At 71.4% G+C, this 13210-nt stretch carries 12 protein-coding genes; 9 read left to right on the top strand and 3 right to left on the bottom strand.

Annotated features, from left to right (window positions below; genetic code table 11):
- Entirely contained in the window at positions 1-567 is a 567-nt protein-coding gene (locus ISG29_RS17370) for an Lrp/AsnC family transcriptional regulator (protein ID WP_194504727.1), read from the bottom strand.
- Between the two features lie 132 nt (positions 568-699).
- On the opposite strand from ISG29_RS17370, the gene hppD reads away from it, so the two are divergent.
- Genes hppD through fahA form a run of 3 tightly spaced genes read left to right on the top strand, consistent with a single transcriptional unit; the run spans position 700 to position 4318 of the window.
- Positions 700-1905 carry a 4-hydroxyphenylpyruvate dioxygenase gene (gene hppD / locus ISG29_RS17365; protein WP_194504726.1) on the top strand — a complete coding sequence of 402 codons (1206 nt, stop codon included), beginning with the start codon at positions 700-702 and terminating at the stop codon, positions 1903-1905.
- Between the two features lie 27 nt (positions 1906-1932).
- Entirely contained in the window at positions 1933-3132 is a 1200-nt protein-coding gene (locus ISG29_RS17360) for a homogentisate 1,2-dioxygenase (RefSeq protein ID WP_194504725.1), read from the top strand.
- Entirely contained in the window at positions 3101-4318 is a 1218-nt protein-coding gene (fahA, locus tag ISG29_RS17355; protein ID WP_194504724.1) for a fumarylacetoacetase, read from the top strand. Before ISG29_RS17360 ends, fahA begins: the two co-directional genes overlap by 32 nt.
- Before the next feature lie 19 nt (positions 4319-4337).
- Here fahA and ISG29_RS17350 read toward each other — a convergent pair whose 3' ends face one another.
- Positions 4338-4994 (bottom strand): YitT family protein, encoded by a 657-nt coding sequence (locus ISG29_RS17350; protein ID WP_328829659.1) that lies wholly within the window; start codon positions 4992-4994, stop codon positions 4338-4340.
- Positions 4995-5290: 296 nt separating this feature from the next.
- Between ISG29_RS17350 and ISG29_RS17345 the strand changes: the two genes are divergently transcribed.
- Together ISG29_RS17345 and ISG29_RS17340 are read left to right on the top strand one after the other, a co-directional pair.
- On the top strand, positions 5291-6298 hold the full coding sequence (locus tag ISG29_RS17345; protein WP_194504722.1) for a glycoside hydrolase family 6 protein: 1008 nt from the start codon (positions 5291-5293) through the stop codon (positions 6296-6298).
- 115 nt (positions 6299-6413) lie between these two features.
- The gene (locus tag ISG29_RS17340; RefSeq protein WP_194504721.1) at positions 6414-8159 is read left to right on the top strand and encodes an N-acyl-D-amino-acid deacylase family protein; all 1746 of its coding nucleotides are present in this window, start codon (positions 6414-6416) and stop codon (positions 8157-8159) included.
- A 72-nt stretch (positions 8160-8231) separates the two neighbouring features.
- Here the strand turns inward: ISG29_RS17340 and ISG29_RS17335 are convergent, their stop codons facing one another.
- Entirely contained in the window at positions 8232-9050 is an 819-nt protein-coding gene (locus ISG29_RS17335) for a spermidine synthase (protein WP_194504720.1), read from the bottom strand.
- A 152-nt stretch (positions 9051-9202) separates the two neighbouring features.
- On the opposite strand from ISG29_RS17335, the gene ISG29_RS17330 reads away from it, so the two are divergent.
- The 4 genes from ISG29_RS17330 (at position 9203) to ISG29_RS17315 (ending at position 13209) form a co-directional block, all read left to right on the top strand.
- Positions 9203-10099 carry an amino acid ABC transporter permease gene (locus ISG29_RS17330; RefSeq protein WP_194504719.1) on the top strand — a complete coding sequence of 299 codons (897 nt, stop codon included), beginning with the start codon at positions 9203-9205 and terminating at the stop codon, positions 10097-10099.
- Positions 10100-10167: 68 nt separating this feature from the next.
- On the top strand, positions 10168-10920 hold the full coding sequence (locus ISG29_RS17325; RefSeq protein WP_194504804.1) for an amino acid ABC transporter ATP-binding protein: 753 nt from the start codon (positions 10168-10170) through the stop codon (positions 10918-10920).
- Positions 10917-12149, top strand: a complete 1233-nt coding sequence (locus ISG29_RS17320; protein ID WP_194504718.1) for a dipeptidase — start codon at positions 10917-10919, stop codon at positions 12147-12149. The genes ISG29_RS17325 and ISG29_RS17320 overlap by 4 nt, the downstream gene beginning before the upstream one ends.
- 130 nt (positions 12150-12279) lie before the next feature.
- Positions 12280-13209, top strand: a complete 930-nt coding sequence (locus ISG29_RS17315) for a transporter substrate-binding domain-containing protein (RefSeq protein WP_194504717.1) — start codon at positions 12280-12282, stop codon at positions 13207-13209.
- Position 13210 lies beyond the last annotated feature (1 nt).

Here is a 13210-nt window from a genome sequence, read left to right as displayed (position 1 = left end):
TCAGTCTCCTGCCTCATCGGTCGCATCGGCCGCATCGGCCCGATCGGTGGGACGTCGGAAGGCCGGTACCCGGGGCGCGTCGGCCGAGGCGACGGTGGCGAGGAGCGCCTCGGGGCGCGGGCGCACGAGCTCGGTCAGCACCATCACGCTCGTGGAGCGCACGATGGACGGCGAGTGGTTGAGGGTGATGAGGGCGTCCTGGAGGCCCTCGTGCGAACTCGCCACGACCCGGCACAGCACGTCGGAGGAGCCGGTGGTCACATAGGCCTCCAGGATCTGCGGCATGGCGACCAGATCCTCCTCGACCCGCTCCAGCGCACCCTGGGAGATCTCGAGACTCACGAACGCCTGCACCGGCAGCCCGGCCGCGCGCAGATCGATGTCGGGGCCCCAACCGGCGATCACGCCGCTCTCCTGGAGCCGCGCGAGTCGGCTCTGCACGGTCGCCCGGGCCACGCCCAGCAGCCGGGAGAGCTCCAGGTCGCCGACACGTGGGTGCGCGCGCACGTGCTCGACCAGCGCCACGTCGAGCGCGTCGAGGCGCTGCCCTCGCGATGCGGCGTCCACGGGTTCCACCCTAGGCGTGCTTCTGGTCACTTTGTCTAGTCCGAGCGCGCATTGGTACGCAGGACGAGCCAGTCTGCCCAGCCATGAGTAGCGCGGTTGTCGAGCCGACGGCGAGCGAGCACCCTGAGCGCCATGACCCTGGAGCAGACCCTGACCGACGAGGAGCGTCTCGCCGAGCTCGACCTCGACACTCTCAAGCAGCTCGTCGGGCTCGTCGAGCACGACGACGCCGCCGACCCGTTCCCGGTGACCGGGTGGGACGCCGTGGTGTGGGCGGTCGGCAACGCGACCCAGACCGCGCACTTCTTCGCCAGCGCGTTCGGCATGGAGCTCGTGGCCTACGCCGGCCCCGAGACCGGCCTGCGCGACCACGCCTCGTTCGTGCTGACCAGCGGTGCGGTGCGGTTCGTGGTGAACGGCGGCGTGGCCCCGGACAGCCCGGTCATCGCCCATCACGCCCGGCACGGCGACGGCATCACCGACATCGCTCTCGAGGTGCCCGACGTCGACCGCTGCCTCGAGCACGCCCGGGCGCAGGGGGCCACGGTGATCGAGGAGGCCCACGACGTCACCGACGAGCACGGCACGGTGCGCATCGGCGCCATCGCCACCTACGGCGAGACCCGGCACACGCTGGTCGACCGCTCGCGCTACGACGGGCCGTACCTGCCCGGCTACGTGGCTCGCACCTCGACGCTCCAGCGGCGGCCCGGCGCTCCGAAGCGGCTGTTCCAGGCCCTCGACCACGTCGTCGGCAACGTCGAGCTCGGCCGCATGGACGAGTGGGTCGACTTCTACCGCCGCGTCATGGGCTTCACGAACATGGCCGAGTTCATCGGCGACGACATCGCCACCGACTACTCCGCACTCATGTCGAAGGTCGTCGCGAACGGCAACCACCGGGTGAAGTTCCCGCTCAACGAGCCGGCCGTGGCGCGCAAGAAGTCGCAGATCGACGAGTACCTGGAGTTCTACGGCGGGCCTGGCGCGCAGCACCTCGCATTGGCCACGAACGACATCCTGCTCACCGTCGACCGGATGCGCGCCGAGGGCGTGGAGTTCCTGCCCACGCCCGACTCCTACTACGAGGACGCCGAGCTGCGCGCCCGCATCGGCGAGGTGCGGGTGCCGATCGAGGAGCTCCAGGCCCGCGGCATCCTCGTCGACCGCGACGAGGACGGCTACCTGCTGCAGATCTTCACCCGCCCCACCGGCGACCGGCCCACCGTGTTCTTCGAGCTCATCGAGCGGCACGGCTCGCTGGGTTTCGGCAAGGGCAACTTCAAGGCCCTCTTCGAGGCCATCGAGCGCGAGCAGGACCGCCGCGGCAACTTCTGAGCCGACGTCGAGGAGAAGGAGGCGCCCATGCCGTACTACCGATGCGTCGGAGAGGTGCCGGCGAAGCGGCACACCCAGCTGCGAGACGTCGAGGGCCGGCTGCTCCGTGAGGAGCTGATGGGCGAGGAGGGCTTCTCCTCGGACTCCTCGCTGCTCTACCACCGCGGGGTGCCGTCGGCGATCGTGGCGAGCGAGGTGTGGGTGCTGCCCGACCAGACCCGCGCCCCGAACCACCCGCTGAAGCCGCGACACCTGCGGCTGCACGATCTCGAGACCGGTCCGGACGCCGTCACCGATCGGCGTCTCGTGCTCGGCAACGCCGACGTGCGCATCGGGTACGTCGTCACCGGCGGCACCGATGCCGGCCCCTCGCCGTACTACCGCAACGCGATCGGCGACGAGTGCGTCTTCGTCGAGGCCGGCTCGGGCAGCGTCGAGACGGTCTTCGGCGTGCTCGACTACCGGGCCGGCGACTATGTGGTGATCCCGCGGGCGACGACCCACCGGTGGGTGCCCGCCGAGCCGAGCCGGCTCTACGCCATCGAGGCGAACAGTCACGTCGGGCCACCGCGGCGCTATCTCTCCCAGCACGGTCAGCTGCTCGAGCACGCGCCGTACTGCGAACGTGACCTGCACGGCCCGCACTCCCTGGCCGAGCTCGTCGAGCGGCAGACGGGCGAGGTCGACGTCGAGGTGTTGGTCAAGCACCGCATCGGCACGGGCGTCGTCGGCACGGCGATGACCTATGCGACGCACCCATTCGACGTCGTGGGCTGGGACGGCTGCCTCTACCCCTACACCTTCAACCTCGACGACTACATGCCGATCACCGGCAAGGTGCACCAGCCGCCGCCCGTGCACCAGGTGTTCGAGGGTCGCAACTTCGTGGTCTGCAACTTCCTGCCTCGCAAGGTCGACTACCACGAGCTGGCGATCCCGGTGCCCTACTACCACTCCAACGTCGACAGCGACGAGGTCATGTTCTACGTCGCCGGCGACTACGAGGCCCGCAAGGGCTCGGGCATCGGTCTGGGCTCGATCTCGCTGCACCCCGGCGGCTACGCGCACGGTCCGCAACCCGACGCGATCGAGGCATCGTTGGGGGCGGAGTCCTTCGACGAGTCCGCGGTCATGGTCGACACGTTCGCGCCGCTGGAGCTGGGCGAGGGCGGGCTCGCGGTGGAGGATCCGGCCTATGCCTGGACCTGGGCCGGACGCCGTGCCTGAGCAGCACGGGGAGCCCACCACCTGGGTGCCCGGCGCCACGGGTTCGCTCTTCGACCTCGATCACCTGCCCTACGGCGTGTTCGCGCGAGGCGAGGAGGAGCCGCGGGTCGGGGTGCGCATCGGCGACCACGTGCTCGACCTCGCCCCGATCGCCGCGGCGCAGATGCTCGAGGTGTCACGCACCTTCCAGCAGCCCTCGCTCAACGAGCTCATGGGCTACGGCCCCGAGCTCGTGGCCGCGCTGCGTCGCTGGATCGTGGGCCTCCTCACGCAGGCCGACGAGCGGCCGCTGGTGGAGCCGCACCTGGTGCCCCTGACCGAGGTCACGTTGTCGCTGCCGATCGAGGTGGCCGACTACGTCGACTTCTACGCCTCCGAGCATCACGCCACCAACGTCGGCCGCATCCTGCGCCCCGACGGCGAGCCGCTGCTGGCGAACTGGAAGCACCTGCCGGTCGGCTACCACGGCCGCGCCGGCACGGTCGTCGCCTCGGGCACTCCCATCAGGCGGCCGAGCGGGCAACGACGCGGCGGCACGTTCGGCCCGTCGGCCCGGCTCGACGTCGAGGCCGAGCTGGGCTTCGTGGTCGGCGTGGGATCCACGCTCGGCACGCCCGTGCCGTGCAGCGCGTTCGCCGAGCACGTGTTCGGCGTCGTCGGACTCAACGACTGGTCGGCGCGCGACATCCAGGCCTGGGAGTACCAACCGCTCGGTCCGTTCCTCGGCAAGTCCTTCGCCACGTCGATCTCGCACTGGGTCACCCCGCTCGCCGCGCTCGACGCCGCCTGGGTCGACCCGCCGCCCCAGGATCCCGAGCCGTTGCCCTACCTCGCGCCCGGCGCCACCCGCGGGCTCGACCTCGACGTCGAGATCGAGGTCAACGGTCGCGTCGTGAGCCGGCCGGCCTACCGCACGATGTACTGGTCGCCCGCGCAGATGCTGGCCCACCTCACCGTCAACGGCGCCAGCCTGCGCACCGGCGACCTCTTCGGCTCCGGCACCATCAGCGGCCCGGAGCCCGGCCAGCGCGGCTGCCTGCTCGAGCTCGGCTGGGGCGAGGAGTCGGCGTTCCTCGCCGACGGCGACGAGGTCGTGCTGCGCTACACCGCACCCGGTACCGGCGGTGGCCGCATCGGGCTCGGCGAGGTGCGCGGCGGCATCGCATCCGCGCTCCCGACGCCTTGACCCCTGGCCCGGAGGCGGGTCAGGCGCCGAGGTAGCGGCCCGGGCGGTGGTTGAGGGCGAGCACCTGGTTGAGCACCAAGGCGCCCAGCGCCGAGACGAGCACGATGAGCGGCGCCGCGACGGCGAACGCGGCGAGCACCACCACGACGTCCATGCCCATCTGCACGTACCCCGCGCGCCAGCCGAATCGCTCCTGGGCCAGCAGCGCCACGACATTGAAGCCCCCGAGGCTCGAGCCGTGCCGGAACACGATGAGCAGGCCGATGCCGATGAGCAGGTCGGCGGTGAGCACGGCGTAGAGCGGCGCGAGATCGGGCAGCGTGAGCAGGTGGTCGTGCAGCGTCGCGAACCCCGAGACCAGGGCCACCGACACCGCGCTGCGCACGGTGAACGAGGTCCCCTTGCGGAACCATGCGAGCACGAAGAACGGCAGGTTCACCAGAGCGAACACCGGCCCGAACGGTACGTCGAGCACATAGGCCACCAGCAGCGAGAGGCCGGCCGTGCCACCCGTGACCGCGCCGGCGCCGCCGAGTACGGCGACGCCGAACGACACGACGTAGGTGCCGATGAGCACCCCGAGCACATCCTCGAGCGGGGAGTGCGGCACGACGGGAGGGTCGCCCGCAGGGCCCTGCTCGCGCGCCTCGCGCTGGGTCGCAGCCTCGCTCGTCACGGCCCGAGAATAGTGGCTCGCGGCCGCCCACCGGACATCGACGAATACCCCTCGCCGCATGATCGGGACGAGCGGGGAATCGGCGCCCCACCGTGGTCGCATGCCTCCCCCGGCACCCGGGGTGCGACCCCGACGACGGGCGCCTCGGCGGACCGCCCGCCGGCACCTTCTGGCCCGAGTACGCCCTCATGCTGCTCGGGCTGCGCGACTCGATCCTCGATGAGGTTCGTCACCCTGGCGTAAAGAAATCCACGGCAGATCCTCGGCACGGCATCAGCGCCCCTACCCTCAGGAGCATGCGTATCTCGGGACGCCGCTATCGCCCTACCCTGCCGACCGCGCCGGTCGTCGTGGCCGGGCTCATGCTCACCACGGTGCTCTCGGCCCTCACCGCGGTGGTCGCACCGGGCCAGGCGACCGCCTCGGGCACGGATCCACGGCTGCGGCTGCCGTTCAAGGTCAACACCGACAGCCAGGCCTACTCCATCAGCCGCGACAAGCCGGTGTTCCGGCCGATCGGCGACCAGCCGACCGCCTACTGGCTCAGCCCGGAGTACTTCCCGCTGGGCACCGTGCGTCGCCAGGTGAGCCGGTACGCCGACCGCGCCGCGGCGCACGACCGGATCCCGCTCGTCTCCCTCTACGGCATCCCCCACCGTGACTGCGGCGGCTACTCCGCCGGCGGCTGGAGCCCTCGCCAGTACCGCACGTGGACGACTCGGATCGCCCGCGGCCTCGCGGGCACCCACGCGGTCGCCGTCGTCGAGCCCGATGCGCTGGGGCTCATGGACAACTGTCCCGGGCAGACCCACGGCCGGCTGCGCCTGGTGCGGCACGCCGTGCGCGCTCTCGCGAGTCACGGCGTGTGGGCCTACGTCGACGCCGGGCATGTCGGCTGGGTGCCGCCCTGGCGGATGGCGCGCCGCCTGAAGGCCGCCGGCGTCGGGATGGCTCGCGGGTACTCGGTCAACGTCATGAGCTACGCCTCGACCCGCGACTCGCGCCACTACGCGACCGCCGTCGGACGACGCCTGGAGTCGCGCGGCGTCGACGGCACCCACTACCTCGTGGGCACGGCGGTCAACGGCAACCCGCAGAAGATCCCGACCGACTGGTGCAACCCCGACCACATGCGCCTCGGCGCGCCGCCTCGCATCGTGGCCGGGCCGAGACTCGACCGCACGGCCTGGATCAGCGAGCCCGGGGGCTCGGCCGGTCCGTGCAACGGCGGTCCGCCAGCCGGGGTCTTCTGGAAGAAGTACGCGCTGATGCTCCTGGGCAAGCGCGACAGCATCTTCGACTGACGCCACCGACCTCGAGCACCGTCGGGGCGGGTCCGGACGACGCTGGACAGGTGTCCAATGCGGTGCGACGCTGGGATGCGACACCCGTCACATCTGGCAGCACCCGGAGGTCACCATGACCGGCTTCGACACCGTCATCACCGGCGGACGGCACTTCGACGGCACGGGCGGGGCGTCGTCCGTGCGCGACATCGGCATCCGCGACGGCCGCGTGGTGGCGGTGAGCGCCGAGGCGTTGGACACCACCGGCGCCGAGGTGGTCGACGCCACCGGGCAGTGGGTGATGCCGGGCATCGTCGACATCCACACCCACTACGACATCGAGGTGCTGGGCGCGCCCGCCCTCGGGGAGTCGCTGCGGCACGGCGTCACCACGATCATGATGGGCTCCTGCTCGCTGTCGACGGTCTACTGCTCCCCCGAGGACGCCGGCGACATCTTCGGCCGGGTCGAGGCGATCCCGCGGGCCCACGTGCTCGATGCGCTGGAGAGCGAGGAGGGCTGGAGCGGGCCCGAGGAGTACATCGCCGCCATCGAGCGGCGTCCGCTCGGCCCCAACGTCACCGCCTTCATCGGCCACTCCGACATGCGCGCAGCCACGATGAGCCTGCCGCGAGCCACCACGAAGTCGGTGAAGTCGTCGCGGCGCGAGCTGGTCCGCATGGAGCAGATGCTCGCCGAGTGCCTCGAGGCCGGGTTCGTCGGCATGAGCTCGCAACAGCTGCTCTTCGACAAGCTCGACGGCGAGGTGTGCCGCTCGCGCACGCTGCCCTCGACCTACGCCACGGCGCACGAGCTGCGCACGCTCCAGGCGATCCTGCGCCGCACCGGGCGCGTGCTCCAGTCCGGCCCGGACATCAAGAACCCCGCGTCGGTGCTGAGCCAGGTGGTGACCTCACTCGGCATCGGGCGTCCGCACCTGAAGACCAGCCTGCTCTCGGCCGCCGACATCAAGGCCAACACCGCCGCCGTGAAGATCATGGGCCCACTCGCGAAGGCCGTGAACCGCTTCGGTGCCGACTTCCGCTGGCAGCACCTGCCGGTGCCGTTCGAGGTGTACGCCGACGGCATCTCACTGGTGATCTTCGAGGAGTTCGGCTCCGGTGCCGAGGCGCTGCACCTGCGCACCGAGCTCGAGCGCAACGTGCTGCTGCGCGACGAGGAGTACCGCCGCCGGTTCCGCAAGGACTACGAGTCGAAGTACGGCCCGCGCGTGTGGCACCGCGACTTCTTCGACGCCGAGATCGTCGAGTGCCCCGACGACAGCGTCGTCGGCAAGAGCTTCGGCCAGGTCGGCGTCGATCGCGGTGGCCTGCACCCGGTCGACGCGTTCCTCGACCTCGTCGTCGAGTGGGGCGAGAAGCTGCGCTGGCGCACCACCATCTCCAACCACCGGCCCGAGGTGCTCAAGGAGCTGGCCGTCTCACCGGGCGTGCAGATGGGCTTCTCCGACGCCGGCGCCCACCTGCGCAACATGGCGTTCTACAACTGCGGGCTGCGACTGCTGAGGCACGTGTACACCTCCGAGAAGGCCGGTACGCCGTTCATGAGCGTCGAGCACGCCGTGCACCGGCTCACCGGTGAGCTCGGCGAGTGGTACGACATCGACGCCGGCTTCCTGCGCGAGGGCGACCGGGCCGACCTCGTCGTCGTCGACCCCGAGCGCCTCGACGACACCCTCGAGGAGTACCACGAGGCGCCGGTCGAGGTGTACGGCGGACTCGAGCGCATGGTCAACCGCAACGACGCATGCGTGCCGTTGGTCATGGTCAACGGCCACGTGGCCTTCCGCGCCGGCGTGGCCGACCCCGCCCTGGGCGTCGAGCGGATGGGCTCGTTCCTGCGGGCCGGGGCTCGCTGAGGCACCGGCGCCGCTCCTCGCCGAGGTGTTGCAGGGTCGCCTTGAGCCCGAGCCGTCGGTTCGGTTGCCTGCTCACCGCCGGCCAGGCGCGGGGCTCGCCGCACCGGCCAGCCGGGCCACCTCGGCACCGTGTCGCACCTCGCTCGGCAACGGCTCACGCGACATCGCGGCACGCAGGGCGCCCGCGTCGAGGGCGTCGCGCGCCGCGGCGACGACCACGTTGCCCGGGCGGCCGCGCAGCACCTCGCGTGGACCGATCACCGCGAGGTCGACATAGGCCTCGATCGCGAGCAGACCGGCCAGCACGCGAGGCACGAGCCCCGACGCGGTGGCGAGGTTGATGCCCAGCACGCCGGTCGGGCGCAGCACGCGGGCGACGTCGCCCAGGTAGTCCGGCGTCGTGAGCTCGGACGGCACCGACCCGCTCGCGTAGGCGTCGAGCACGACCGCATCGGCCGACTCGGGGCGCAGCGCCGCCGTGCCAGCCAGGCCGTCGACCGGGCGCACCCTGATGCGGTGGCCGCGCGGCAGTGGCAGCTCGGCGCGCACGAGGTCGGTGAGGGCGGCGTCCGGCTCGAACACGATCTGGGGCGAGCCTGGTCGCGTGTGCTGCACCCACCGCGCCAGCGTCATCGCCGCGCCGCCGACGTGGGTGACCCCCAGTGGCGCGGGCGCGGCTGGCACCCGGGTACCGAGCAGCAGCGCGAGGTGCCGGATGTAGCCGAACTCCAGGTGCGACGGGTCGTCGAGCCGCACGTGTGACTGCGGCGTCTCGTCGACGACCACGGTCACCCCGCCGGCGGCATCGGCCTCGAGCACCACGTGCGCCGTCGCATCCGACGACCCCCTACCCGGGCGGGAGGGATCGGTCTCCGCGCTGCGTCTACCCACGCGGCGATGCTACGGACGCCCACGACCCGCCGGCGATCTCAGGGCGCGTCGTGGCACCTACGTCGCATTGACCACATTCGGTCAATGTCCTAGCGCCCCCTCGATCGCCGTTCCTAGCATCGCGGCCATCATCAGGGAAGGAGGTGACGAGCATGACCATCATCAGCTCAGCCGCGAGCCGGCTCGATGTCTTGCACGCGATGCCGCGCCGGGGGCGTCGACGACTCTGGATCGTGGCCGTGAACGTCGTCGTGGTGCTGGTGCTCGCCTGGATGGTGGTGGGCGCGGCCCTCACCCCCGGATTCGAGTGGCGCCTCGTCGGCCCCTACCTCTTCGACAGCCGGATCCTGACCGGTGTCCTGGTCAGCGTCGGCATGACTCTGGCCTCCATGGCGATGGCGATCGTGCTCGGCGTCGGCGTGGCCGCGCTGCGGATGAGCTCGGTGCGTGCCGCGGCCGGCGCCGCCACCGCCTTCATCTGGGTCTTCCGTGCCATCCCGATGCTGGTCCAGCTGCTGTTCTGGTACAACCTCGCCGCCCTCTTCCCGACCCTCGGCCTCGGCTTCCCTGGCCTCGGCACAGTGGGCGGGGTGTCGACCAACGAGGTCATCGGCCCCCTGACGGCGGCGCTCATCGGGCTGACGCTGCACGAGACCGCCTACCTCGCCGAGATCGTCCGCGGCGGCTTCGCCGCGGTGCCCACCGGGCAGCGTGAGGCGGCCGCCGCCCTCGGCCTGAGCCCGTGGCGCACGTTTCGTCGAGTGGTCTGGCCGCAGGCCTTCCGCATCGTCATCCCCTCCCTCGGCAACCAGGTGATCTCCCTGCTCAAGGCGACCTCTCTGGTCTCGGTCATCGCACTGGCCGACCTGCTGTACTCGGCGCAGCTCATCTACGCCGCCAACTACCGGACCATCCCGCTGCTGGTGGTCGTGTCGATCTGGTACATGGTGATCACCGGTGTGCTGAGCCTGGCGCAGTCCTGGCTGGAGCGGCGCCTGGGCGACCGCTCGCACCGCATCGCGGCGCCGACCGAGGAGGGAGCGCTGTGACCACCTCGTACTCCCTGATCAAGCCCGCCGACCCCTCCGGCGCGGACTCCCCGGACTCCCCGGACCCGATCGTCTCCGCGCGCGGCCTGGTCAAGAGCTTCGGCGGCCACCGGGTGCTGCACGGCGTCGACCTCGATGTCGCCCCGGGCGAGACGGTGTGCGTCATCGGTCCGTCGGGGTCTGGCAAGAGCACCCTGCTGCGCTGCCTGAACCGTCTAGAGACACCCGACGCCGGGCTGTGCGTCATCGACGGCGTGCCGCTGGGCTACGCCGCCCGCAACGGCGCCCTCGTCGAGGTCGGCGCGGCCGAGCTCGCGGCCCAGCGGGCCGCCGTCGGGATGGTCTTCCAGGGCTTCAACCTCTTCGCCCACATGACCGTGCGGCAGAACCTCGTCGAGGCCCCGCGCTCGGTGCTCGGGCTGTCACGACGCGAGGCCGACGAGCGAGCCGGCGACCTGCTGGCGCGGGTCGGGCTGGCCGACAAGATGGAGGCCTACCCCGAGACCCTCTCCGGTGGCCAGCAGCAGCGGGTCGCGATCGCGCGGGCCCTGGCGATGCGCCCGAAGGTCATGCTCTTCGACGAGCCGACCTCCGCGCTGGACCCCGAGATGGTCGACGAGGTGTTGACGGTCATGCGCGACCTCGCCGCCGAGGGCATGACGATGATCCTGGTGACCCACGAGATGGGCTTCGCCCGCGACGTCGCCGACCGCATCGTGCTCATGGACCACGGTGCCGTGCTCGAGCAGTCCTCGCCCCGACAGTTCTTCGCGCGCCCGGCCACGCAACGGGGCCGAACATTCCTGGAGAAGGTGCTGTGAGCTCCCACGACGACCGCACCCGTGCCCGCCTGGAGCGCTGGGGCGGATACCGACCCTATGAATACCTCGCACCGGCGCCGGAGATCCCCCAGTTCGAGTTCGCCGCCGTCGTGGGCCGCGTCCCCGAGGCGGCGGTGGCCTGGCCCGACGAGGTCGAGCGGCGTGCCGCCGAGCTGGAGGCGGGCACCACGGTCGTCTCCGTGCACGACCACCTCTCGATGCGTCCCGCCGACCCGGCGCGCTTCGCCGAGTACCGCCGCAGCGGTCGCGAGCACACGCCCTACGAGGGCATAGCGCGCTCCGGGGTCGACCTGTTCTTCGACGGCGGGCCGGCGGCGGTCAGCATGATCCGCTCGCACACCCCCTTCGATTGGGACGACGCCGTCAGCGACCTCGCCATGCGGCGCGCCGACTGGTCCCATCAGTCCCTCGTACGCCCGATCGAGCGCCTCCGCGACCTCGAGGACACCCAGCCCGACCAGGTCGGGGTAGTGGCCACCTTGGAGTCCGCGACGTGCATCGGCAACGACCTCGACCGGCTCGACGTGCTCTACGGGCTGGGCGTACGCCTGCTCGGAGTCGTCTACAGCGAGAGCAACCAGCTCGGCTCCGGCCTCGCCGAGACCGGCAACGGTCCGTTGACCGCGCTGGGCCGCCGCGCCGTGCGCCGGATGAACGAGCTGGGCATGGTCGTCGACGTCTCGCACGCCGGTGACCAGACCTGCCTCGACGCCGTGCGCGCCAGCGCCGCACCCGTCGTCGTGACGCACGCCGGGGCTCGGGCCCTCCAGCCCACGCCGCGTATGAAGCCCGACGACGTGATCCGCGCGGTGGCCGACTCCGGTGGCTACATCGGCATCGAGGCCGCCCCCAACACCACCCGCGCGCGCACGGTGCCCGGACACGACATCGACTCCGTGCTGGCCCACCTCGAGTACTGCCTGGAACTGGTCGGCCCCGAGCACGTGGCGCTAGGTCCCGACACCAACTTCGGTGACCACCTCGCCTGGCACCGCACCTTCGGGCCGCTCTTCGGTCGCGAGGCCGTCGATCCGTCGCTACCCCCCGGCCCCGACGACATCCCCTTCGTGCGTGGCTGCGAGAACCCCGCGGAGTCCACTCGCAACCTGATCCGCGGGCTGGTGCAGCGCGGCTACAGCGACAGCGAGATCCAGGCTGTCGCCGGCGGCAACGCCATGCGCGTGCTCTCCAGCGTGTGGGCCCCCTGACGCATAGCCGCCACGCGGCACCGCGCCCGGCGTCCGCCGCTCGCCCAGCGACCCCCATCCCCTCGCCCCCGGACCACCCGTCCGCTTCCGTCCCCATCCGTTCTCCCCTACGCCCCACGGAGGTAGCCCCATGCCCGCACGCAGACCCCTCTCCCTCGCCGCCGCGGCCCTGACCCTCGGCCTGCTCGGCTCGGCCTGCACGGTCGACGACGGCACCAGCAGTGAGCCCTCGAGCCAGACGTCGGTGTCGCTGGCTCCCCGAGACACCGACCTGGCCGCCCAGGTTCCCGACTCCTTCCAGGGCCGGACCCTGGTGTGGGGCGCCTCGGAGAACCCGCCGTACGTCGAGATCACCCAGAGTGGGGACTTCCAGGGCATCGCGGTCGACCTCGCCCGGCAGCTGGAGTCGATGCTCGGCGTGAAGATCACCTTCCGCAGCAGCACCCTGGACGCCACCATCCCGGGCATCCAGTCCGGTCGCCTCGACCTCAGCGGACCGGCCGGCGACTTCGTCGAGCGCCAAGAGCTGGTCGACTTCAGCGACGTCGCCCAGAGCAACGTCACGCTGCTGCTGCGCGCCGACGACGACTTCGACCCCACGTCGATCGACGACCTCTGCGGCACCACGGTCGGCGTCCAGAAGGGCGCCGGCACCCAGAACGTGATGGAGGCCGTGCGCGCCGCCTGCACGAAGCGTGGCGAGGACGCCGTCGAGGTCGACACCTACGCCGACCTCTCCCAGGCCGACCTCGCGATCCTCAGCGGACGCGTGCAGGCGGTGGCCGCGCCGACCGCACCCAACAGCCTCGCCGCCGCCCAGGACGACCGGTTCCGGGTCGTCACCGTCGAGGACATGCAGTCGCTGCCCGCTGCCACGGCCACCTACGGCATCGAGACCGCCCGCGGCTCGGGCATGGCCGAGGTCATCACAAAGGCCCTGCGCACGCTGCAGGAGGACGGCACCTACGCCGCCATCTTCGAGAAGTGGGGCGTCCCGGGGGCCACCATCGACGCCGACGAGCTCGTCGTCAACGGCTCGACCCAGAAGCAGGCCGGGTGAT

Source organism: Nocardioides acrostichi, assembly GCF_015319165.1.
GTDB lineage: Bacteria > Actinomycetota > Actinomycetes > Propionibacteriales > Nocardioidaceae > Nocardioides > Nocardioides acrostichi.
The sequence above is the reverse complement of the archived record's forward strand: the minus strand, read 5'-3'. Positions and strand labels throughout refer to the sequence as shown.

What these genes read in the sequence shown, in the direction of transcription:
- hppD (WP_194504726.1), top strand. Translation starts at nt 700, where the DNA reads ATGACCCTGGAGCAGACCCTGACCGACGAGGAGCGTCTCGCCGAGCTC.
- ISG29_RS17360 (WP_194504725.1), top strand. Translation starts at nt 1,933, where the DNA reads ATGCCGTACTACCGATGCGTCGGAGAGGTGCCGGCGAAGCGGCACACC.
- fahA (WP_194504724.1), top strand. Translation starts at nt 3,101, where the DNA reads ATGCCTGGACCTGGGCCGGACGCCGTGCCTGAGCAGCACGGGGAGCCC.
- ISG29_RS17345 (WP_194504722.1), top strand. Translation starts at nt 5,291, where the DNA reads ATGCGTATCTCGGGACGCCGCTATCGCCCTACCCTGCCGACCGCGCCG.
- ISG29_RS17340 (WP_194504721.1), top strand. Translation starts at nt 6,414, where the DNA reads ATGACCGGCTTCGACACCGTCATCACCGGCGGACGGCACTTCGACGGC.
- ISG29_RS17330 (WP_194504719.1), top strand. Translation starts at nt 9,203, where the DNA reads ATGACCATCATCAGCTCAGCCGCGAGCCGGCTCGATGTCTTGCACGCG.
- ISG29_RS17315 (WP_194504717.1), top strand. Translation starts at nt 12,280, where the DNA reads ATGCCCGCACGCAGACCCCTCTCCCTCGCCGCCGCGGCCCTGACCCTC.